The organism is Halobacillus sp. B29, from assembly GCF_052246755.1.
Taxonomy (GTDB): domain Bacteria; phylum Bacillota; class Bacilli; order Bacillales; family Halobacillaceae; genus Halobacillus; species Halobacillus halophilus.
The window spans coordinates 259,051-280,498 of record NZ_JBQQCM010000004.1; the positions used below are offsets into that span (position 1 = coordinate 259,051).

Genomic DNA, 21,448 nt, shown 5'->3' on the forward strand with positions numbered 1-21,448 from the left:
CTACATTCCTATGGTGAAGGAGGGAGAGCTATGAACTTTCTAAGAAACGTAGCCGCTGTGCTAATTGCTGTCTTGTTTTTAGTGGGACTATTGTTAGCTGTTTTACTAGGTTCAAGTGAACAACGCCAAATAGTCAGCGACTGTATTAACGAGATTCTTGGAACCATTAGCTAGACTTTAAAGGGCTGTGTTGAAAAACATAGCCCTTTAAAAATTTCAATCCACATACAGGTAAAGCTGACCCTAAGACATGATAAACGTTGACACATTCGTGATAAAGCTCGCCCCCTAAACTTTCGGCTTGATGGATGGGATTCTAGAATAACTTATGAGACCCTGATCAGAGAGAATTTTCCTCCTATGAGAGAGCAACAAAAAAAGATGATAGTTCATTAGCGATGTAGTGTTTTATTTTTTACATAATGTAATGATCCACACAGTTGCGTTGTTTACTGAAGATAAAACCCTTTTATCATTCAAACAATTGAAGCGTCATCACCTAGGGTTGTGGCATTCTCTGGTCGACTTCTCCCTCGAACCTTTGGTAATCTTACCAGTATTCTAATAAAATATCGTTCCCCTCAAAATTAATCGTGAAAACCACCTTATCGCGACGGGGCTACAAATTCTACTTTTATCCGATCCGGGTCCTCAAAGAATACCGCATAGTAATCCTCACCACCCGCAAAAGGATGCTGGTTTTCGTATAAGATCTTAATATTATGCTCCTTCAGCATCTTTGTCATCTCATCTACTCTTTCACGGGAAGAAGCTTGAAAAGCCAAGTGATTTAAACCAGTTCTGCATCTATGATAAGCTACATCCAAATACTTATCTTCTGTTTGAACAAACACCAAGTAAGTTTCCCCTAGCTTCCAGCTATGTCCTTGTTCCCATTTTTGATAAGAATGATAGCCCAATTCCTCTAAGAACCATCCCCAAAATGATTCCGACTTCTCTAAGTCAGATACATAGATTTCCACATGATGAAGTAATCCCTCAGACATAATAACTCGCCCCTTTTTAACTAACCCAATGATAAAGATGAACAGCTTTCTATATAAACAATTCAATCTCGCTACCTTACTGTTTTATACATAATCACATGGGGACCTAATTCAGGATAATCAAAAACGTCTCCATATGCCTGAAAACCGAGCTTCTGATAATATTTCTGGACCGAAGTTCGCCCTTTACACCATAGAAGGTCGGCTTTACGCTCATGTAATATCCGTTCCGCGTAATGAATTACTTCTCTTCCTGCTCCCATGTTCCTGTATTCTTCCGCAGTAGCCATCGCCCTTAAACGGTATTGCTTAGAGCTGGTAAACTCAGCATACGAGTCCAAATAAAAAGAAGCCACGCTTACTAAATTCCCTTCATTAAAAGCTCCGATATGAAAAGCATGCTCGTCATGATCGGTGTCATACTGACAGGCTTCAAAGGGTTGATGAGGTCTAAGGATGTTGTGACGAAGCGTGTAAGTTTGTTCTGCTTCTATTCTTACTGCTTTCAACTTACTCGTCCCCTTTCATCTTATTTTCGCAAATGGAGGTCAGGTTTAATGTTTGCCGGGAGAAATATATACGGGCGTCAAGGTAAAAAGCTATCGCTTAAATCCGCCCTCTGAATGAATGATCTGCCCCGTAATCCAGGCCGCTTCTTCACTGACCAGGAATTTAATCGTTCTTGCGACATCATTTGGTTCGCCTACTCTCCCAAAAGGAAACATCGGTGTCAGATCCCTTTTTATTTGGTCTGTCATCCAGCCTGTGTCGGTTGGTCCTGGGTTAATAGCATTGACGGTGATGCCACGGGGTGCAACTTCTGCCGATAACGTAACCGTTAAGGCGTCAATGGCGCCCTTCGTGGTGGCGTATGCGAGCTCACCTGGCATAGGGCCCTGGAATTGACCTGACGTTATATTCACGATCCTTCCTCCAGATGGTTTATTAAATGTACGAGCAAATTCTATACTTACTAGAGTGGTAGCGCGAATATTAACCATATAGTGTTTGTCCAGTTGATCTGAAGTTACATTAGAATAATCATTATTCGTAGAATAGGCTGCATTGTTTACTAATATGTCAGGTGGCCCTAGTTTTTCCATTACGTTCTGGATAAGTATTTCTGCGGCATCCTTTTGAGTAAGGTCCAGTTCCATACTCGCTGCCTCTACACCTTTTTCCTTTAACTGCTTTTCCAGAATGGAAGGCTCGCAAGTATCTATGTTCCAGGGCATCTCTTTGTCATACTCTTTCCAATACGTAAAAAAGATATCGCAGCCAGCCTCCGCTAATTCGGTGCAAACGGCTGCCCCTATCCCTTTTAATCTACTCACTCCCGTAACGATCGCAATTTTGCCTGCTAAATTAGTAATGATGAATCCCTCCCTTCTAAAATAATACGACAGGTATGATATTAAGAAACCTATTACATGCCCATCATCACTCGCTTCTGCTTACCGCATCTTTCACATTTATAAATAGCCCGTGGCGTTCCTTCTTCCCAATCCACACGGCTCAATTTATGAATACCTATTCTGCATAAGATGGGCTTGTTTGTCTTCCCTCCGCTCATAAGTCCCTTCACCTGCTTTTTATATTTCTAATTAAACGATAAATTTAGTAAACCAGGCTATGTATTGAGCTCCTGGAATAAATAGAACCTGCGCCAACAATGTTCCGAACAGTCTTGAGGTAACCATCATAAGCGACACATTCCTTAATGTTAAATAGTCCCCTCGCTTATTAATGACATCATCTGCCATCACTGAAATCCTTGGATCTACAAACACCACTAACAAAATCGTGGCAATCCCATTGATTAACCCTGACACCATTATGCTGTTGAGGCTCTTTCTGGGGCTAAGAGTGCGGCATACAGAGCTGATATGTATATGACTTTCTCCGTTAGGAAATCCAAGTTTCAACCTCGTTTCTACTGCTGCTGACAAGAAAATTTTAACATAACCTGGTGAATAATTGTCCTTACCTTCCAACATTACAAAGTTATTTGCTTCAATCTCTTTTTCACCTTAATAAATTTGAGTCCAAAAAAAGACGATCATCTCTGCTAGATAATCGCCCCTGACCTATAGCTATTATGGAGACATCTTTACCAGGCTCATTGGTCTAAATTATGACGATTAACCAAACAGGAAAACGGTGCTTCCACTTTCCTATATTAGCTTCTCAAAATTTTCTCCATCGCTTTTCCTTTGGCCAATTCATCAATCTGCTTATCCAAATAGCGGATTTCTCGCATCGTTGGCTCTTCAATGTTTTCCACCCGGACTCCGCAGATTACTCCTTTAATCATGGTCCTCGAAGGATTTAGATGAGGAGCTTCCTCAAAAAAAGTCTCAAAATCGGTCTCTTTTTCCATCTGCGCCTCCAGTTCTGCCTGGCTATACCCTGTCAGCCAACGGATAATTTCATCGACTTCGTTTTTCGTACGTCCTTTTTTCTCTGCCTTCTTCACATAGTGAGGATAAACGCTTGCGAAACTCATGGTATAGATTTTATGTTTTGCCATATTATGCGCTCTTCCCTTTCATATGATGTTTGGTTAGATAGTTTCTATAATATCATTCTAAACGAAACCATCATGACAATCACCGAAAATTGATTCAAATGGTTAGCAGTCCGCTTATCATTTGAACCAGCTTCAGATTCACCCCTATTTCTCTTTCTTTGCCTTGTAAATTCCGCCAGGCTGAATCCGATAATACTCGCCGCTAAGCCCACCCATGGAATTTGGCCGATCAGCAACCCAAATGTAATAAAAACTACAGACAAACTAATCACAACATATAGGATATGACCTTTCATTTTTGACGATCCCTTCTCCTTACTAAATTCCCTGAAGTTGTAGAAACTCGATTTTCCCTTACCCGTTAGGCTCATAACTTCCCTAACGCAAATGGTAAAATGAAGAGTACGATCGAACTTACAATTAGAATCAAGGAGACCCTTTTCGAAAGTTTTATCCTCCCCTCTTTTTTATACCACCCGGAGAATTGCAACTTATTTCTGTACCATACAAAAAGAATGATGAATATAGCACATGCACCCATCCACGAAAAAGATTCGGTTGTTTCGTTAATGGTATAACTATTATGTATTAACCCCCATCCCAATCCACCGACCAATGTAAAAATAATCATTATACGAGCGACTTCTAGAAGGGCTCTCAAATTGCGTCCCACCTTTTTTCAAACTCTTTTCTATAGACTATTGAGCTAATAAACACCTATCAAAGCAAATTAGAAAGATGGAGTGAACGGACATAACACGTTATGGCAGCCTATAACAAAGCACTTTGTGCTATAATCCATTCAATTATATCCAAACTTCAATACCACACGACATACACCGATATAACAATGGTAAAACAGCAGACCACAAACGGCATCATAACCCATAATTTGTAAGACTCCCTGGATGGAGGAAGATGTGATAAGCTCCTGAAACGTATAACTTTCAAAAATGATAGAGTAAACAGAAGGAATATAGGTCAGCATAAACAGGATAATAGCTCCGCCTAACATATAGACGAGCACATTGATCAAATATCGATTTCTCCACTGAATCCATACATAACATACCTTAACCAGTAGTCCGCAAGCCCACAAAAATAAAAAAAGATACTAACGACTAAAGCCGCAAGCATACCCGCTATGCTCATGACTCTCCCTTCCTTTAACCTCTTCATTCTACTCCCCTCCTTACGTTTGTTTATGGATCACTGCGATATCCCTTTCTAAAACTTATCATCCCATCCTTTCCATACACGCAAAAAATAGAACTTCCCGTTTTTCAGAAGTTCTATTTTAAATGTAGGTTTATTGACCGAAGCAAGGACCAGCAGTCGCGGGAATTCTTATCGTTCTATTTCACGATCCGATTATGTGTTTTTATATTCGATAGACTATAAATAACCACTGCAATCAATAGCAAAAAGCCCATATTGATGAAGCGGAAAAGCCAGGATACTCCATCAAAAATATCCAGGACCCCGTGTATGATTACAGTCAAAAAGATGAAATAACCTATTATGTTTTTCATAATATCCCCCTCTTTTCAATCATCATGATCACGTAAACCAGCTAATGTTAGCGTACCATAAAATTCCCATATATTGTAATCAGAAAAGACTTCTTTTACTGCTTCCGTTATAATCTCTTTGTTCCCATGTGAAGGATGTACTCGCTATCGAGTCTTAAAGGATCAGGAGTTTCAACTTAAAATCATCACAAAAGTTTAACCCTGCCGTATTCTAAAACAGTGAAAAGCTGGTGATCGCATTGGATCATCTGCTCCTATACTCGAAGGCTTAAGATCACTCTTATTTCATACGAGATAAAGCTTCCAAAGTTTCAATATTAGGTGAAATGAAAATAGATGATTACGAGCATCCACTTAACTCCATGCCCTCATTTAATCGGAACGGAACCAAAAAACCCGAATAGAGACATGATTGAAATGTCTTTATCCGGGGGCGTTTTGAAAGGTTTTCCCTTATATACTTTTGGAATTCCCTATATTATTTACTGCTGAATAATGCTTTTCTAGTTTTCGGCCCTACGATACCATCAGCCACTAATCCTTTTGAGGTTTGAAATTTCTTTACAGCCTTTAAGGTTTGCGGACCAAAAGATCCATCAGCAGTTATGCTGAGTTTTCGCTGTAGAATTTTTACGGATTCACCTTTACTGCCATACCTTAACGTTTCGTTAAAGGTTTCATAGTCTGCGACAACCTTGCTCGATCCGACTCCATACTTTTGTGCTAATGCCGTAAAGGACGAGGAGGAACTTGTGATATATACCGGAATATTCTTGTCGGCCCGTTCATACAACCAGATGACGTCTTTGTTGTGCATTCGAATACAGCCACTGGAGGCATACGTCCCAATGGAAGAAGGATTATTTGTACCATGGACACCGTAAACATTTCCTGAAGTACGTCCCCAGTCGCCCGGAACTTTTATCCCAAGCCACCTTGCACCCAGAGGATTCCTTGGATCACCACCCGGGATATTTTCTTTATACCATGGCCTGTTTTTCACCTTATTAACGAGCGGGAATTTCCCCTCCGGCGTCAGACTCTTCGTTCTTCCCGTCGCGACAGGAAACGTTTTTTTAAGTTTACCATTTTCATAAAATGCGAGTTGATTAATGCTTTTATTAATTATAATGGCTTCCTTCTCCGCGGCCTCTGCCGGCTTTACCATCACACATAACCCCACTAAAAGAATCCCCAGTACAAACATCATTTTTCTCAGCTGCATGCCTCTGCTCCTCCATTCATCCATTAGTATTATGGCAATATTATACATCGGGGAATAGGGAATAATTTGTCGAACACAGCCGTCGAATTAAATAAATTTTCGAGTGGATCAAAGCCTTTATGAAGGTGAGTGTTATCTTTTATATAATTCTCATTTATATAGTAACTTTTTACTTAAAAATATGTTTTACTCATAGGCCTTCCTAACTTTCGCGAACGCGAATGAGATAACTAAGCAGAGGATGCCTGAAAAAATTAAGCCTATGCTTATCCAAAGTTGGAAGGGTCCCCCGCCTAAGTGGCTAAACGGATAAGGTCCACTTATAATTTATAAATATCTAGTACGGTCCCCATGAATGAACCAGTATAAAAATATTGGACTGAAAAGAAATATAAGAGACCAGCCCAAAAATACGGAGGAGAGTAAATATAAAATCGTTCTCATTTGTAAGATCACCGATCCTTCTGATACTCAATTATTTCAATTAATTTTTATAATCGACTAAGTCGGTGTAAAGTTCGATTATGTTTGGCTTGCACCAAAGTCAAGAATTTCCTGGTACAATTGATTCCAACCAGGATAATATTTCTTAAATTCTTCTGGATGGATAAATTTTCTTTCTTTCGATTCGTCCCCCGCATGAAAAAGGTGTAATTGGTCAATATCCATACGAAAAAAACTTGATAACCTACTAACGGGTATGGACCGCTATTATCCCAGTTCGGATTTTCGTTGTGATCAACTTCCATAAATCCTAAAGGAAAGCAGTTCCCGGTGATGTATCCCTCTTCATATGCTTCGCTTTTCATACATTCCTCCGGAGTTTCTCCTATTTCAATATGACCTCCAGGAAGATCCCAGCCTCTATTAGATAAATTTACTAATAATAACATACCGCTTCTAAAACATAACCCATGTACGCTTGTTATTTTTCTTCTTGGAAGAAGCGTCTCTCTACACGTCCAAGTTAAGTCATTTATGATTTTCCTTTCCCCGAGTTTTCTAATGTTATAGATTATTTCCTACTCATGACCACTCAGACCAGATGATTCCCGTTAGGTCTCTTTGTATTTTTCAATTTAAGTAGAACTACTTCCACTACCTCACTGACCGGTAAAGCTCCATCGACAATGTAATCTGCGTTTTGTTTAATTGTATTCTCCATTTCTACATAAGCAATTCTTCCATATTTTAAATAATTATTTAAATCGTTATGAATTTCAAAAGAGGCTGCATCAGAATAATCCCTTATCAATCGCCTGGCCATAGCGATGTCTAATGGTGTTTCAATGTAGAATGATAAATCTATTAAACTTTTCAATTGATCATGTAGATATGAGAAAGGATAATCCAATAGTATGTATTCTGGCGGATATTCTTGTTCCTGTAATGACTTCATGTCTGCAAGGAGAGGATCTAAGTTCCACTGATTATAATCAGGGCCTTCCTCCACCCATCTGACTAAATTCTCTGGAGCCCCTTTAAAATCATAGTTATCAAAAAACAATGCTTCAGCGTTTTTTAGTCTATTTCTGAGCGCATTTGTTATGGTCGTTTTTCCGCCACCTGATACTGAAGCCATCGATATTACCTTTGTATTACGCACCTTATTATTTTCTCCTTTCCCTTTAACTGAAAACTTGTAGTTGAGAGGCTCATCGATCTGTATCCTTTTTTTCTTTATTAGCTTTCGTAATTCCATCAAACAGCAGTACACATCTGACACAGGTTATAAGACTGTGTATATTCATACGGGGTACAGAAGGAAAAGGTTCCAATTCCCTGGATGAAGTAGTTGAAAAGTAACTACCCATTTGAAATAATTGGAAATAATGAGTTGCCAGGAGGCTAATGTTGAAAAAGCAATATGTTTTCTCTTTTCTATTAACACTTTCGTTATTGGCAGGTTGTAGTCAAACCGCTACGGAAGACGGATTAATTGAATATGATACAGAAAAGGTTAGTGAATCTCTAAAGTATTTAACCTTCCATTCACAAATGCCAACTTTACTTCCTTTTAAACCTGAAAAAGTAACGGTTTCAGCAGCACACCGAGACCCAAACAGCAAGGAAATGAAATTTCAATCTACCGATTTTCATTTTCATAAAAACACTGGAAGACTCTCTAAACCGGAACTTACCTTTAGAACGTCTATTCATGAGGATCGGTATGACCATACAGATTACGCTGTCGAATTAACCAATGAAACGGAAGCACGATTCGGAGTCAATAATGAGGGAATTAAAATCCTGAAATGGAAAGATAAACGGAATGAGGAGATTTATTACCAGCTTTTCGCTTATGAAGAATCATCCATTTCTAAGGCGCAACTAATCCATATTGCTAATCATTTTACAGATCCAAAATAGTTAAACCATTAGGAGGGGTTAAATTGCTTATTAAAATCAGTATGGTTTTATCCGTTTTAATGATTGCCCTTGGTATCTATTGGAATGTAAGTGATTACCCCAAACTTAATTATTTAGGAATTCTATTTATATTTGCAGGGATATTTACTATTGTCGTTGATCTCTTGCGCAATAGAAAAAACACAAAACGAAGAGAGTGATTGGTTAACCAGTTGAAACTTAAGTTATAACGATTCTCCATAGAAGGAGCTGAAAACAGGCGGATGGTCTCGCCAATCGTTTTAAACTAGTGCTATGTGGGCTCTTTTGTGGTTACATATGTCTGTGCAATAAAATCATGAATTGCTCGTTTATCTTCTCTTATCCCTATCATAAAGGCACTTACAATTAATCCGATTCCTAAAGTGAGAGCATAGGCGCAACCTGCTACTAAAACCCTTACTATCATTGTACCAATCCCTACTTTTCTTCCATCAATTCTCACGATACGATTGCCCGCTAATCTTCTTCCTAAGGTGTACCCAGACCATAAAACAGGTAATAACAAGGTATACAGCAACCCTAAAATATCAGTAGGGTAATAGCTTTCGCCATCATAGAATACTCCAAATAGAAAATAAGAGATACTTCCTGTCACAAAAAATATAATTATATAATTATAAAATCCAAAACACTAGCTAAAAATCTGTTCCTAAAACCGGCTGGGTAAAGAACCTCCATCTAACTCTCTCCTTTTTGCCCTTTGTTTCTATAAGACTTAGCATCATCATGTGATAGAGCTTCGATTTACGAAGCTTCAGTTGAATTTAATCTCCATTTTTCTACTTTTCGTAGTCATACCGAGTGACCTATAAAATTCAATGGCAGATGTATTTTTCTCTGATACACCTAATTCAATACTATCCACTCTGAGGGTCTTCCCAAGATCAAAAACATATCTAGTTAGTTTTTTTCCGATCCCCTTTTTTCGATGTTTTTCTGCCACACATAAACTGTTTATTACTAATAGTTTTCTCGCTTTCACAAAAGAATTTTCAGTTATCTCTTCTTCCTTTGTCACGATAACCCCGACTATTTCATCGTCTATAACAGCCACAAAAATATGCTGTGCGCTGTCCATCAACTGGCTTTCAAAGAATTTTTGCCCGACCGGAGTTGAGTTCTCTATGTACACATCTGGTCTGTTATTAACATGAAATTCATGAACCTCCCTAAATAAAGGCAGCAATGAATCGTAATCGTTCTCTTCGGCTTTACGAATAGATATATTCATATCTTTCTCCCCTTACCCATTAGGCTGCTTGGTTAATAAAAAAAGAATCGCCATAATTGATGCATGTCTCCAGATTGTTCAAAATCTAGAATCCTATTTATTTAATGACTTAGGTTTAAGTCACCTAAGCTTTAAGATTTGAAATCAATCTATGGAATTTAAACTTCCATGGATTTCGTTACACCTGCATCAATCACCAATTGAGGTGGCGACGTAGTGAGTTCCGCTTTTACTCCCAGCGGTACACCGTAATTTGGCTGGCAATGACCAAAATGAAAATTTTCAACCACCGGGAATGATGCACCAGCGAAGAAATTCTGCAGTACTTTTCTTAACTTTACATATTCCTCTCCTTCTAATTGGAAGTTACCTAAGACTACACCTTGAACCTCGTTGAACCCCCCTGCCTGTTTAAGATGAGTAAGCATCAAATCAACACGAAAAGCTGGTTCTGCCACATCCTCAATTAGTAGAATAGCTCCATTTGCATTTACTTGATAAGGCGTTCCTAACCCATTGGTGAGCAGGGTGAGATTCCCTCCAACTAAATGCCCTTCTCCTTTACCATGAATGAGCGTGTTGAGAGGCGATTTGCGAGAATCATAAGTTATCGATTCTCCTGTAAACAAAGAAGAAATAGAAGATACTGTTTCTTTTGTTCTTTGTTCATCATTTAGGTCGGAGGCTACCATCGGGCCGTGGAAAGTAACCAAGTTACTGGATTTATGGATAGCATTAAGCAAATATGTAATGTCGCTATATCCCCAGAATATTTTAGGATTCCTTTTTACCTTGTCGTAATCAATCATATCCGCAAGTTTTGCTGCCCCGTGTCCTCCATTAGCACAGAAAATCCCGCGAATATCAGGATCACAAAAGGCCTCATCCAAGTCAGCAAGTCGCTTTTGATCAATAGCCTTCAGATCTTCCTCAACATCAAACACGTGTTGTCCAATGACGACATTAAGCCCCATGTCTTCTAATACACGTATACCCTGGTTCAGGTGTTCTCTGTCTGGTGTTCCGGCCGGTGCAATAACGGCTACTCGATCACCCTCTTTTAAAGCAGGTGGTTTAATCATAATCTTTCCTCACCTTCCTCAGTTCTGAAATAAATGTTGTTGTCAAAATATTTTCAGCGTGAAATACTTAACCATACTGAAACTATATAAATCGTTAGTCTCGTTTGTTGCAAATTATAGACTTTAAAATAGTTAGTTTATAAGATTTTTAGATAATAAGAATAGCCAAGGACTCACTAAAAGCAGTATGCTTACATACATAAATTTTCGTTTCCCAAGCCCCATTGCTATGGCCAAACTAAACAAACTACATAGAAAGGTGAGTATGAGGGTTGTAATTATTCCATACTCCTGGAAAAGAGGTATAGTGAAAGACAAAATACCAACACCAACTATGATCCAATACATTACATAAGGTAATTTTTTTGATTCCATTGCTGTTCTCTCCCTTCAACCATTTGTTTTCCCTATTATCTGCTTTTGACTGCGAGTGAATTCGTTAGTGAGTAAGTGCGTGCTCATCAATGATTTACTATCGATAATAAATTTAGTTTAGTTCTTAATAAAATAGCAAAATTATTTACCATAAACTTTTATGTTTTCATTCTCATATATTTTTTCATCAGACTTTTCTTCATAGTGAAAGCTGATATAACACAGTGCACCCGTAACTAAAAGCATGATAAATGATCCCCCAATTACAGCGAACTGAACAGACCATAATTGAGCAGTTAAACCAATTGAAACAGTTGCGATTATGATAAAAAAAGCTTCGATAAGACCATAAATACTGCCTACCCTCCCCATTACATTAACAGGGATGTTCTCTTGATAGAAGGTATAAAAACCTGTATTCGCAAATGCAAGTGAAAATGATAGCACTCCAAATCCCAAGGCAGCTATTTCGAAACTTAACGAAAAAGCGTACACCATATATCCTATGGAAACAAATAACGACCCCAGTCCAATCAATAATGATGTAATAATTCTCTTAGCAAATAAGGTATTTACAACTGCCCCTGCCGCAATTCCTGCCCCCGCAATACTTACCAAAAAACCGTACTCAGCATCCGTTAATTTTAATACTTCTTTAGAGAAAGATGCCTCCAATGAATCTAAAGCCGCAGCCATAACCATCATGAGGCTAAACAAGAAATAAACTCCCATCACATAGGGATAGTTACGAGTAAAAAGCCTAACGACATTCCAGTCTTTCTTTAGAAGTCCGAACGAAAGGTTAGGAAGATTTTTTTGTTTTAATGTTAAATCGTCTAGTTGAGGTAGTAATAGAGTAATGAATCCTGACCCTAAAAAGGTTAATGCATTAACATAGATCGCCATGTAAGGAGTTCCTAACATAAATAGCAAACCAGCTATGGCAGGACCGATCAGAAAGCCACCAGAATCAATTAGACTTCTAAATGAATTAAACCTTTTTCTCTTTTGTGAAGGTATTAATTTAGTTATGTATGTCATAGAAGTTGGTTCAAAAATTGAACTTCCCATATTGATCATAAAGACAACTGAATATATAAGCCAAACGGAAGATAAGGAAGGAAGAATGAAGATTAGAACAGCCCTGGCCATATCCAATCCAAACATAAGGTTTCGCTGATTAAGACGGTCTATGACTGTCCCCGACCAGAAATTAGTGAACAATGTCGCTAATGGTTTTAGAATATATAGGGCTGCAACAGCCAGAGGTGATCCCGTCATATCTAATACGATCAAATTCAAAGCAATTAAATATATCCAATCTCCTATATTTGATAATCCTATACCGAATAGTAAGATAAAAGGGTTTTTCCACGAATAAAATACTTTCTTTATATTCACACAAAATCCTCCTTCATTTTTGAATGATGGTTAGTATATTGATTCTGGTAAATAAAAAAATCCCACCCCCAAGACATTTGTCTTGGGGGCGAGATTATATTTTATCGCGGTGCCACCCCAGTTTATTAATACGTCACCATATCAACCTTTTCAGGTACGACAACTCCTATCGTTGTTTATACCCTAGCTCTATAACGGGAGCTCCCGTCACATTATCCCCTACAAAGGTTCCAATATGATGCTCTGAGGTTTGGTTCAGCAACTCATTCTTACCCCTTTCCACCTAACGGGGCTCTCTGGAAAGAATGTTCATTTACCTACTCTTCTCTTCATCGCAGTTTGATATTTCACTACATTATCCATTTATCTATAATATTTGTAAATAGTTTTTTCCAGAGGAATCTTTCCTATTTACCGTTGGATTCAAAAAAGCGCGACTCAAAGCGTCTGAACAACTTCGACTTGGTTCAACTATCCTGCACGTGTGTGGAAGATGCCGTTTCGAGATCACTCGTAGAAAAAGCCAGCTAGATTAGCTGGCTTTTCTTCAAAAGAAACACTCTCAATTTATATAACGATATTCCATCAAACTGTTCAGTATATAAATTTCCTGCAGTAATTCCTCTCCCACATTTGTTTCAAGAACCTTTTTCCTCTCAAGCTCCTTATCCACCAATCTTTTTACCGATAAGACATCCGTTCCATTTCGCAGCACTTCTTCTTTTGAATTGAAGTGTTTATGGGCAACCAGCTGCATGCCGTAGGAATTAAACAATAACGTGTAGCCGGCTATGCCTGTGGTGGATTGATAAGCCTTGGAAAATCCTCCATCGATGACAATCATCTTTCCATTCGCTTTAATTGGATTTTCCCCTTCAATTTCCTTAACGGGTGTGTGGCCATTGATGATATGCCCCTGTTCAGGGTTCAATCCAAAGTCCGTTAAAATCGCACGGCAGGTTTCCTCATCTTCCCGCAAATAATAATAAGGGTTTTTTCTTTCTTTGTGAACTTTCTTATCTTTAATAAAGTATCTTTCGAACGTGGTCATCTCCCGCTTCCCAAAGAGGGAGGAATATTCGCCTGTCCATAGATACCAGGACATGTCTGTTGCAAGGTCGTCTGTCTGTTCAGGATGGGCAAAAGCGTAGCGTAGATAGTGCTCAAAAACATCAAGTAATTCTCTTCCGCCATAGGTTTGATTTTCGATTGTCATTTTTTCCATGTTTCCTTGTTCATCCAGGGGGATGCATCCATGAATTAATAAGTTCCCGTTATATTTTAGATAAAGACTTCCTTTTTTCATGAAAAAGTTCATGTGTCTGGCCAGCTTTTCTGAATGCTGAACAGAGAATAATAGTTTCTCCATCACTTGCTCTTCTTCCTCTAGAAGCTGTTCAGGATGCTCAGGATCCACCGTGGCAAAGCAGGTATCTTCAAGGGGGTAGGTTTCCCCGTGGATGGTAATTTCGTTCCTGTCGTAATCTACTTTCTCAAGCAGAAGTCGATCTTCCATATTGAAATAGGAGCGTCTTTTGATAATAGGGCTTTCCAGTTTGAACTGAATCATGGCAATGGCCTGGTGGATCTTCGTAATTTGTAATCTTTCATGGTCCGATGGTTCTTCACCTGGATTGATCTTAGGACGGAAGGCAGGATTGTCGTCATAGTATTTCTCTGCAAGATTAAGAAGCGGTCTAAGATTAATTCCATACGCATCTTCGATAATCTCTAAGTTGTTGTAGCGTGCGCAGATCCGAATGATATTAGCGAGACAGACCTTTGAGCCTGCATAGGCTGCAATCCAAAGGACATCGTGATTCCCCCACTGAATGTCAATCGAGTGATAATTAATGAGGGTTTCCATGATTTTGTCAGGCTCGGGACCCCGGTCATACACATCCCCCACGACATGAAGATGGTCCACCACCAGCTGCTGAGTGGTATAAGCGAGACCGATGATAAGCTTATCCGACTGGCCGAGGGAGATAATCTGCTGAAGAATCTTAGAATAATACTGCTCCTTATTGGTGAATTCATCTGTTTTGTAAAGCAGTTCTTCAATAACGTACGCAAATTGGCTGGGCAAGGCTTTCCGCAGTTTGGATCGGGTATATTTGGAGGAAGCATACGAAACAAGCTTCATCATACGTTCAATGATTTGAGCGTACCACTGGTTCAATTCTTTTTCATTATCAAAGCTATTTTTAATCAGCCTGATCTTTTCTTCTGGATAATAGACTAGCGTCGCGAACTCATTCATCTCTTCTTCGGATAACTCTTCGGCAAATAGATCGGTGATTTTCTCTTTTACTTTCCCTGAACCATTTCTTAATACATGTTGAAAGGCTTGATACTCCCCGTGCAAATCACTGACAAAATGCTCTGTGCCTTTGGGCAGATTAAGTATAGCTTTAAGATTAATAATTTCAGTAACTACTTTTTCTTCACTATCATATTTTTGGGCGAGTAAGTCCAGGTATTTTGTATTCAACGTTTTGTATCCCCTTTCAAAATTCGTCACTATAAATCTATTTGCTGTTTAAATAACAAGAAAACTAAATGTAAAATGCTAAATTGCAAGCTGATATTCATCTAAATCGTAACATATTTTTCAAATTTTTAGATGTGAAATTTCCATTAAACGACTGTTTTCATCATAAAAAAACCACCTATTTAAACGTAAATAAGTGGTTTTTCTGTGTTTTTATTTAAGCTTCCAAATATTTCATCGTCAATTCCATTACTTCCTCGATATTTCGCTTCTTTTTACTGTAGCGTGAGGAAGAAACGATCTTATTCTTTTCATTGAAGTATTCTCCGGTTACTTCTTTCACTTCAGGAGAAAGCGCCAAATACGTATACGTTTCAGCCATCTCTTCCGGAGAAATAGAAAAGCGGCTTTTCATGGAATATAATACCTTCATGACTTTTGATAAATCGGGGTATCTGCTTATATCAACCTTCACGTTCGTGACCCTCACAGCATTCACAGTTATGCGGGTGTCTTTTAAATGTTCTGCCAGCCAGTACGTGTACATGACCTGTGCCAGCTTGGACTGATAATAGGCTTTTGCTACACGATATCCTCCCGTTTTAAATTCAGGATCCTTCACGTTCACTTTTAAATAAGGATGCAGCATTAACCCCTGGGAGGCGACCGATATGACTCTACCCTGTTCACTTTGTTCTAGTTCGTTAGTCAGCAATCTGGTTAACAATACAGGACCAATATGATTGGTTGCCCAGACGGTTTCGATCCCATCCTCAGAATATTCAGGCGTCTTCCTCGTAATATCAAAATCAGCAGCGTTGTGAATAAGGACATCGAGTTTACTATGTTTCGATTTAAAAATTTCTACTGCCTGATAAATGGACGCCTGGGAGCTCATATCCAACAACAGCAATTCAACTTGATCGTGATCACTTGAGCTTTTTATATCTTGTAACGCGGCTCTGCCTCTTTCTTCATTTCTGCATGCGATCATCACTTTCATTCCGCTTTGTGCCAGTTGAATGGCAGCCGCTTTTCCTATTCCTGAATTTCCACCTATAATCAAACAAACTTTATGGTCCAATTCAAGCCACCTTCTTTACTTTGAAATGATTTGGAATCCTTATTATAAGGACTTACGATCCAACGTGGGCATACGGGTGCGGCTTTTTGTTGCGCTTTCCCCTTTTACCCGCTTCAACGTCGCAACAATGAGAAAGCTTACAATCACTAATAACAGCCAGGAACTTACCTTCCCTAAGTGAACAAGGCTCCAGGCGTCACGCTGGTAAGGATATTCCCAGGCGCCAAAATAGGTGGCGATATTTTCCGCGATCCATATAAAAAATCCGATCAGCACAAAGGAAAGAGCAAGCGGCATTCGATAGCGTATTCCATTCACTTCATAGTTTACCCACGCTTGCCAGAAGACGAGTATGACGAGAGCAGATAACCACCAGCGTACGTCTATCCAGTAATGATGGGTAAAAAAATTCAAGTAGATCGCCGCTGCCAGAGGGACAACGACCAAAGAAGACGGCCACTTCACGAGTCGAACATCCAGCCTCCTCCACGCCTGACAAAGATAGCTGGCCACACTTGCGTACATAAATCCGCTGTACAATGGCACGCCAAAGACCTTGGAATACCCTTCCTCTGGATAGGACCAGGACCCCATATGTACCTTAAATAGCTCAAGAGCAAGACCAATCACGTGGAACAAGGTAATGACTTTAAGTTCATCCCGTGTTTCAAGACCGGAACGGAGCATGGCCCACTGCATGAACAAACAAATGATAAGCAGCCAATCATACCGTGGGAGAAGGGGAAGAGAAAAGAATTGAGTAATCGCTAAAGAAGCAAAAATAACAACGGGAAACAAACAGGAGAGAGCCTGCTGCCAGCCGAAATATACGAGTTGTTTCAAGGCTCTCATGAACGCCACCTCCCGCTGCCATTATGCCTACCCTTCATCGTCTTCTTCGCTTTGATATTCCAGGATATCACCAGGCTGGCACTCTAATGCTTTACAAATTGCCTCTAAGGTTGAAAATCGAACAGCTTTTGCTTTGCCATTCTTCAAAATGGAGAGATTCGCCATCGTGATGCCCACCTTTTCTGATAATTCTGTCACGCTCATTTTCCTTTTCGCAAGCATGACATCAATATTGATTATAATCGCCATGTAATCACCTCATACCGTTAAGTCATTCTCTGATTTGATAGCTATGGCATTATTTAATAGCTTTTGAAGAACGGCCGTAAACACCGCAATGACGAGTGATGCAAACACAATCACGAGGCAGATCACGATCACTCCGGGAGCATCATCCCTTTCTCCTATTAAATAGAAGAAAGGCGTGGCTGCCATATACACGACACTTATGGTAACGGCACTGAATTTAATTTTCTTCAAGGCTTTGACAGAGGAGTTTGAGAAAGCTTGGTCCTTATCAATGAAGCTTAAAAGCTTTAGAGCCTGATACAGGGCAATAAAGAACGGAATCACAGCTATATACATAGCCGCTAACACAGGATAAATGAACGAAGCATATTCAGTGTTGGAGGCTTCCTTAGCGATCGAGGGAAGCGCAAATATACACAATGCAAGCACAGGAAGTCCTATCAGAAATACAGAAATCTTTAAAAATAGAGTGGATCCTTGCTTCATAACAGCACCTCGTTTAATTTATGATCATGATCATCATAAATCATTATTTATTGTTTTACAATAAATTTTTATCGATAGTAACCTTTCCATTCTGACAAAAATATAGAGCATTCTTCGTAACGAAGAAATGCTCTATATGCATTTAACCTTATTAAATTGTCCGTTCTAATTTTTAAGGCTTTGTTAAACCTCAGTGTTGATCTTCAAGTAAAGCTCCCTTTTCTGTAAGACTCAGTTTCGAGATAAATGGATCCGTTACTCTATGTGGAGGAGGGCTGGTGGGGAAATAACTCGCTTTCCTATGGGAGTCTCATCATTTCCCCACCAACCCAACATGATTAAGAAAAACGGACCCTCCTAGAAGAGAAAGGTTTTCCTCCTTAATCTGTATGAAATGCTTTTATGACAGGCTATTGTGCATCGTTACATCCTAAAATAGGTACGAAACCACATGGTCTCATCCCTCATCACGCAGGTGATGTTTGAAGTGGTTTTGAAATTCTGTTTTGACAAGGTCCGGAGGGGGACGATGAAGACTCCTGTGGGATAAACATGATCGGTGAGACCCCGGAAAGCGAAGCTTGAGGAGGCTCAGCACATGCCCACGGAAAGCGAAATCGTCCCCCGCAGGACCTTCACGGCAAACCAATATCTCGAAACTGAGTTTTCAACTAAACGGCCGTATTGCGTAATAAGGAGCTTATGAAAAATCAGCAATAACTTTTAACTGAGCCATTTTTAATAAAGATTATTACAATCCTGTCACGCTATCCATAGTAACCAGCTGCTGTTAAGATTCCAACTCCTATACAAGTGACCACGATTCCTATAATCGTTGTAACAGTAGCTTTCCTTCGCTCTTTGGTTTCTACCCATACTGTAATCCCAAGAAAGATAGAAAACAGTATCCCCATAAATAGCGAAGCAAATGGATTCGTTGGATTGATCCAGTCAAACCAGCTTAATAAGCTCATTCTAATTCCTCCGTCCCTTACCTGATAGACGAACGATTACCTGCACTGCAGTGATCCTCCTTCTCCTATCCTTACTTTTCTTAAGATTAATCCAATGATTGATTCGAAAGTCCGCGCCAGTACAAATACCAGGAAGCCTCTAGCCTTCTCTCCAAACGGCCCGGGCCTCCGTACAGCATTTCCACATAAAGACTATCCAGCAAAGCCAAGTAAGCTGATGCAGCCTGCTGTTTTCCGACCTCAGCATCCACTTCACCTTTCTCTTTGCCGGAATCTATAACCGGAAGCAATAATTCCTCTGACCTGTCCAGATATTTATAGGTCAGGTGCATGACCTGGTTGTTCAAGTGAACCGGCGGGTAAAACGCTGTACGGATCCAGAACTTGGTGGAGTCGTTTTTTTCGTAACGATCGATACTTTGTAAAAGAAGCCCGTACATAAAGTCTTCTAAGTGAAGATCCGTATTCTGTTCAATGTAATCCATCACAAACTTGATCTCGTGCTCATACGCATCCTGACACAGGGCAAGGAAAAGGTCGTCTTTTCCTTTAAAATGAGTATAAATCGATTGTTTTTTGATGCCTACTTCATCAGCTATTTCTGCCATGGATGCCCCTTCATATCCATTTCGAGCGAAATTCTTAAGCGAAATTTCCTTAATTTGAACCGAAGTAATGCTCACCAGCTTCACCTTCCTATCATCATGATACTTCATACAGTTCTTTTAATGAATTAGTTTTAGTCCTATGGCAGCACTTATGACCATAGCCATAAATACAATTCTAAGCCAATGCTTGGATTCCTCAAAAAACAGGATACCGACAAGGCCTGATCCTACCGTTCCGATCCCTGTCCATATCGCATAAGCGGTCCCCATCGGAAGAGACTGCATCGCAAAACTTAAGAAACCGAAACTGCTGACCATCCCGACTAGCAGCACTAAAAAGGATAAAACATTTTTATTTCGCAGGATTAAATTCAGCCCTGTTATCCCAATAACTTCAGAGGCTCCAGCTATCAGAAGAAAGATCCATGCCATCAGGATGCACTCCTTTCTGCTTCTGGTTCTCCCGTGACTAGTTTAAGGCCCATCACTCCAATAAGGAGGATCAAAATTAGAAATAACTTCAAAAACTGGACCGGCTGACCGAAAGCCAGCATTTCCATCAATACTGTACCGGTTGTACCAAGACCTGTAAAGACAGCATATACCGTTCCTACGGCCAGTTTCTGAGTGGCTTTAAAAATCAGACCAAAAGAAATGACAATCGCTATACTCGTCGCTATCCACGTAACACTATTATAAGCATGCTTAAGTCCCATCACCCAGCCTACTTCAAACAAAGATCCAATTACTACAAACAACCATGCACGATTCATATATATTTCTCCTTTTATTCACGATTTTCATTGCATTCATCACTTAACTTACGAACGGTCGTAAGGTAATCATAGCAATTGTACGATGAAGCGTCAATCATAAGAGACTGCCAGTATTTTCTTTGCTGTTTTTTTGATTTGAAATAATGCCTTAAACGTTCTACTACGCAAAAAGGCGACTACTCTTATGAAGTAATCGCCTTTTTTTGAAAGGATTATTAATAGTTAGGCATATACGCTGGCGCAAGTACCCGGTGCTGGTTCATAATAGCAATGATTTTTAAATTGCCCGGTAAAAGGCTCCCCGTACCACGTTGGAGGGCATGGCCCATATGGATTAAAGTACCAAAGAGCATATTTGGCAGGATGCTGTCTCCAATAATCCAAATTCCTTTTGGCTAGTTTCTTTTCCACAGATCTCGCTCTGTTATAAAATAAATTACCCTTCTGCACAGCTTCAAAAGCATAATTGCCACCTTGCACTTGATAAATGACCTGCGGAATGGTTCGGACATCTGTAAAGTCTAAACAATCTGCTTGAGCCCGGTTAACGATGACGTTTCCGACATAAAGCATACCTTGCTTTCCTTCACCTTCTGCTTCTGCTCTCATCATTCTGGCCATCAAAGCAACGTCTGAATCCCTGTATTTTACTCTTGGCATTTTTTCACCCCAACATATTGTATGAAAAAAGCCTATATTCATGTCTAAATTCTCCATTAAAGAGCTTGTAAACTTTCCATGCTGTATGCCCCATATATTCCCACCTCAGGTCTAACATTTATTGGAAACTTAATGAGTTTCATTCCTGCTCGAAGGGGAAGGAGAGTTTTATACTCTTTGTTCAGGAGGTGGTTGTATGAAACTCAGTCAACAGATTATTTTAGGAATGGCCATAGCGTTAGGACTATTTTTAGGATTTCAACTTGGCACGTTACTATCTGATCAGTTCTTAATCATCTGGGGTATTGCTTTGCTTGTGGGGCTTATCGTTCGATTCATAGCTCAATTTCTTTTAACTTCTCTAAGTAATAGGAATTAATACATACTTTCGCAAGGTACCCAGGTATTCAGGGGACCGGGAGTTAGGAAGGATTCTTCCCCTCTTCCCTCCTCAAACTGGTGAACTCAAT

At 39.6% G+C, this 21,448-nt stretch carries 30 protein-coding genes, 2 pseudogenes and 1 other annotated feature; of the genes and pseudogenes, 4 read left to right on the top strand and 28 right to left on the bottom strand.

The window, feature by feature from the left end:
• The first annotated feature begins 30 nt into the window (after positions 1-30).
• Positions 31-174 (top strand): hypothetical protein, encoded by a 144-nt coding sequence (locus ACTWP7_RS07515; RefSeq protein WP_014642851.1) that lies wholly within the window; start codon positions 31-33, stop codon positions 172-174.
• Between the two features lie 431 nt (positions 175-605).
• On the opposite strand, the gene ACTWP7_RS07520 is transcribed toward ACTWP7_RS07515, so the two are convergent.
• The 14 genes and pseudogenes from ACTWP7_RS07520 to ACTWP7_RS07585 form a co-directional block, all read right to left on the bottom strand.
• A complete protein-coding gene (locus ACTWP7_RS07520; RefSeq protein ID WP_014642850.1) occupies positions 606-1,007 on the bottom strand; it encodes a VOC family protein in 402 nt (133 codons plus the stop codon).
• Between the two features lie 71 nt (positions 1,008-1,078).
• On the bottom strand, positions 1,079-1,516 hold the full coding sequence (locus ACTWP7_RS07525) for a GNAT family N-acetyltransferase (RefSeq protein ID WP_443122651.1): 438 nt from the start codon (positions 1,514-1,516) through the stop codon (positions 1,079-1,081).
• 90 nt (positions 1,517-1,606) lie between these two features.
• Positions 1,607-2,380, bottom strand: coding sequence for an SDR family oxidoreductase (locus tag ACTWP7_RS07530; RefSeq protein WP_443122720.1), 774 nt, complete (start codon positions 2,378-2,380; stop codon positions 1,607-1,609).
• Positions 2,381-2,433: 53 nt separating this feature from the next.
• Positions 2,434-2,580, bottom strand: a complete 147-nt coding sequence (locus ACTWP7_RS07535) for a hypothetical protein (RefSeq protein WP_443122652.1) — start codon at positions 2,578-2,580, stop codon at positions 2,434-2,436.
• A 31-nt stretch (positions 2,581-2,611) separates the two neighbouring features.
• A pseudogene (locus tag ACTWP7_RS07540) lies at positions 2,612-2,895 on the bottom strand (lipid II flippase family protein); the annotation flags it as partial.
• 291 nt (positions 2,896-3,186) lie between these two features.
• Positions 3,187-3,537 (bottom strand): DUF2200 domain-containing protein, encoded by a 351-nt coding sequence (locus ACTWP7_RS07545; protein ID WP_443122653.1) that lies wholly within the window; start codon positions 3,535-3,537, stop codon positions 3,187-3,189.
• 44 nt (positions 3,538-3,581) lie between these two features.
• Entirely contained in the window at positions 3,582-3,833 is a 252-nt protein-coding gene (locus ACTWP7_RS07550; protein ID WP_443122654.1) for a hypothetical protein, read from the bottom strand.
• Between the two features lie 506 nt (positions 3,834-4,339).
• Positions 4,340-4,573, bottom strand: a complete 234-nt coding sequence (locus tag ACTWP7_RS07555) for a hypothetical protein (RefSeq protein ID WP_443122655.1) — start codon at positions 4,571-4,573, stop codon at positions 4,340-4,342.
• Entirely contained in the window at positions 4,570-4,716 is a 147-nt protein-coding gene (locus ACTWP7_RS07560) for a hypothetical protein (protein ID WP_443122656.1), read from the bottom strand. The genes ACTWP7_RS07555 and ACTWP7_RS07560 overlap by 4 nt, the downstream gene beginning before the upstream one ends.
• 176 nt (positions 4,717-4,892) lie before the next feature.
• Positions 4,893-5,069, bottom strand: a complete 177-nt coding sequence (locus ACTWP7_RS07565; protein ID WP_443122657.1) for a hypothetical protein — start codon at positions 5,067-5,069, stop codon at positions 4,893-4,895.
• 478 nt (positions 5,070-5,547) lie between these two features.
• Positions 5,548-6,294, bottom strand: a complete 747-nt coding sequence (locus tag ACTWP7_RS07570; RefSeq protein WP_443122658.1) for a L,D-transpeptidase family protein — start codon at positions 6,292-6,294, stop codon at positions 5,548-5,550.
• 522 nt (positions 6,295-6,816) lie between these two features.
• Positions 6,817-6,963, bottom strand: coding sequence for a hypothetical protein (locus tag ACTWP7_RS07575; protein ID WP_443122723.1), 147 nt, complete (start codon positions 6,961-6,963; stop codon positions 6,817-6,819).
• A gap of 161 nt (positions 6,964-7,124) precedes the next feature.
• Positions 7,125-7,187: pseudogene (locus tag ACTWP7_RS07580) on the bottom strand (NUDIX hydrolase); the annotation flags it as partial.
• Positions 7,188-7,330: 143 nt separating this feature from the next.
• Positions 7,331-7,996 carry a hypothetical protein gene (locus ACTWP7_RS07585; protein ID WP_443122659.1) on the bottom strand — a complete coding sequence of 222 codons (666 nt, stop codon included), beginning with the start codon at positions 7,994-7,996 and terminating at the stop codon, positions 7,331-7,333.
• Positions 7,997-8,148: 152 nt separating this feature from the next.
• Between ACTWP7_RS07585 and ACTWP7_RS07590 the strand changes: the two genes are divergently transcribed.
• Complete coding sequence (locus tag ACTWP7_RS07590; RefSeq protein ID WP_443122660.1) at positions 8,149-8,664, top strand: hypothetical protein; 516 nt, start codon at positions 8,149-8,151, stop codon at positions 8,662-8,664.
• A 23-nt stretch (positions 8,665-8,687) separates the two neighbouring features.
• A complete protein-coding gene (locus ACTWP7_RS07595) occupies positions 8,688-8,864 on the top strand; it encodes a hypothetical protein (protein WP_443122661.1) in 177 nt (58 codons plus the stop codon).
• Between the two features lie 92 nt (positions 8,865-8,956).
• Here ACTWP7_RS07595 and ACTWP7_RS07600 read toward each other — a convergent pair whose 3' ends face one another.
• From ACTWP7_RS07600 to ACTWP7_RS07665, 14 genes are all read right to left on the bottom strand, one after another.
• Complete coding sequence (locus ACTWP7_RS07600) at positions 8,957-9,301, bottom strand: RDD family protein (protein ID WP_443122662.1); 345 nt, start codon at positions 9,299-9,301, stop codon at positions 8,957-8,959.
• 159 nt (positions 9,302-9,460) lie between these two features.
• Complete coding sequence (locus ACTWP7_RS07605) at positions 9,461-9,937, bottom strand: GNAT family N-acetyltransferase (protein ID WP_443122663.1); 477 nt, start codon at positions 9,935-9,937, stop codon at positions 9,461-9,463.
• Positions 9,938-10,095: 158 nt separating this feature from the next.
• Positions 10,096-11,019, bottom strand: a complete 924-nt coding sequence (locus ACTWP7_RS07610; RefSeq protein ID WP_443122664.1) for a S66 peptidase family protein — start codon at positions 11,017-11,019, stop codon at positions 10,096-10,098.
• A gap of 516 nt (positions 11,020-11,535) precedes the next feature.
• The gene (locus ACTWP7_RS07615) at positions 11,536-12,789 is read right to left on the bottom strand and encodes an MFS transporter (RefSeq protein ID WP_443122721.1); all 1,254 of its coding nucleotides are present in this window, start codon (positions 12,787-12,789) and stop codon (positions 11,536-11,538) included.
• 87 nt (positions 12,790-12,876) lie between these two features.
• Positions 12,877-13,137, bottom strand: a binding site (T-box leader).
• A gap of 220 nt (positions 13,138-13,357) precedes the next feature.
• Positions 13,358-15,289, bottom strand: a complete 1,932-nt coding sequence (gene fbp / locus ACTWP7_RS07620; protein ID WP_443122665.1) for a fructose-1,6-bisphosphatase — start codon at positions 15,287-15,289, stop codon at positions 13,358-13,360.
• A 217-nt stretch (positions 15,290-15,506) separates the two neighbouring features.
• Complete coding sequence (locus ACTWP7_RS07625) at positions 15,507-16,373, bottom strand: SDR family NAD(P)-dependent oxidoreductase (RefSeq protein ID WP_443122666.1); 867 nt, start codon at positions 16,371-16,373, stop codon at positions 15,507-15,509.
• A gap of 42 nt (positions 16,374-16,415) precedes the next feature.
• Positions 16,416-17,225: a DUF817 domain-containing protein gene (locus tag ACTWP7_RS07630; RefSeq protein ID WP_443122667.1), complete on the bottom strand. Its 810-nt coding sequence runs from the start codon at positions 17,223-17,225 to the stop codon at positions 16,416-16,418.
• 27 nt (positions 17,226-17,252) lie between these two features.
• Positions 17,253-17,474 (bottom strand): helix-turn-helix domain-containing protein, encoded by a 222-nt coding sequence (locus tag ACTWP7_RS07635; protein ID WP_443122668.1) that lies wholly within the window; start codon positions 17,472-17,474, stop codon positions 17,253-17,255.
• 9 nt (positions 17,475-17,483) lie between these two features.
• A complete protein-coding gene (locus ACTWP7_RS07640) occupies positions 17,484-17,960 on the bottom strand; it encodes a DUF2975 domain-containing protein (protein WP_443122669.1) in 477 nt (158 codons plus the stop codon).
• Positions 17,961-18,727: 767 nt separating this feature from the next.
• Positions 18,728-18,934 carry a hypothetical protein gene (locus ACTWP7_RS07645; protein WP_443122670.1) on the bottom strand — a complete coding sequence of 69 codons (207 nt, stop codon included), beginning with the start codon at positions 18,932-18,934 and terminating at the stop codon, positions 18,728-18,730.
• A gap of 86 nt (positions 18,935-19,020) precedes the next feature.
• A complete protein-coding gene (locus ACTWP7_RS07650; protein WP_443122671.1) occupies positions 19,021-19,650 on the bottom strand; it encodes a TetR/AcrR family transcriptional regulator in 630 nt (209 codons plus the stop codon).
• Positions 19,651-19,659: 9 nt separating this feature from the next.
• Entirely contained in the window at positions 19,660-19,974 is a 315-nt protein-coding gene (locus ACTWP7_RS07655) for a DMT family transporter (RefSeq protein ID WP_443122672.1), read from the bottom strand.
• Positions 19,974-20,315, bottom strand: coding sequence for a DMT family transporter (locus tag ACTWP7_RS07660; RefSeq protein ID WP_443122673.1), 342 nt, complete (start codon positions 20,313-20,315; stop codon positions 19,974-19,976). The genes ACTWP7_RS07655 and ACTWP7_RS07660 overlap by 1 nt, the downstream gene beginning before the upstream one ends.
• 225 nt (positions 20,316-20,540) lie before the next feature.
• A complete protein-coding gene (locus tag ACTWP7_RS07665) occupies positions 20,541-20,978 on the bottom strand; it encodes a cell wall hydrolase (RefSeq protein ID WP_443122674.1) in 438 nt (145 codons plus the stop codon).
• A gap of 196 nt (positions 20,979-21,174) precedes the next feature.
• Here ACTWP7_RS07665 and ACTWP7_RS07670 point away from each other — a divergent pair, with 196 nt between their 5' ends.
• Positions 21,175-21,357 carry a hypothetical protein gene (locus tag ACTWP7_RS07670; protein ID WP_443122675.1) on the top strand — a complete coding sequence of 61 codons (183 nt, stop codon included), beginning with the start codon at positions 21,175-21,177 and terminating at the stop codon, positions 21,355-21,357.
• The last annotated feature ends 91 nt before the right edge of the window (positions 21,358-21,448 follow it).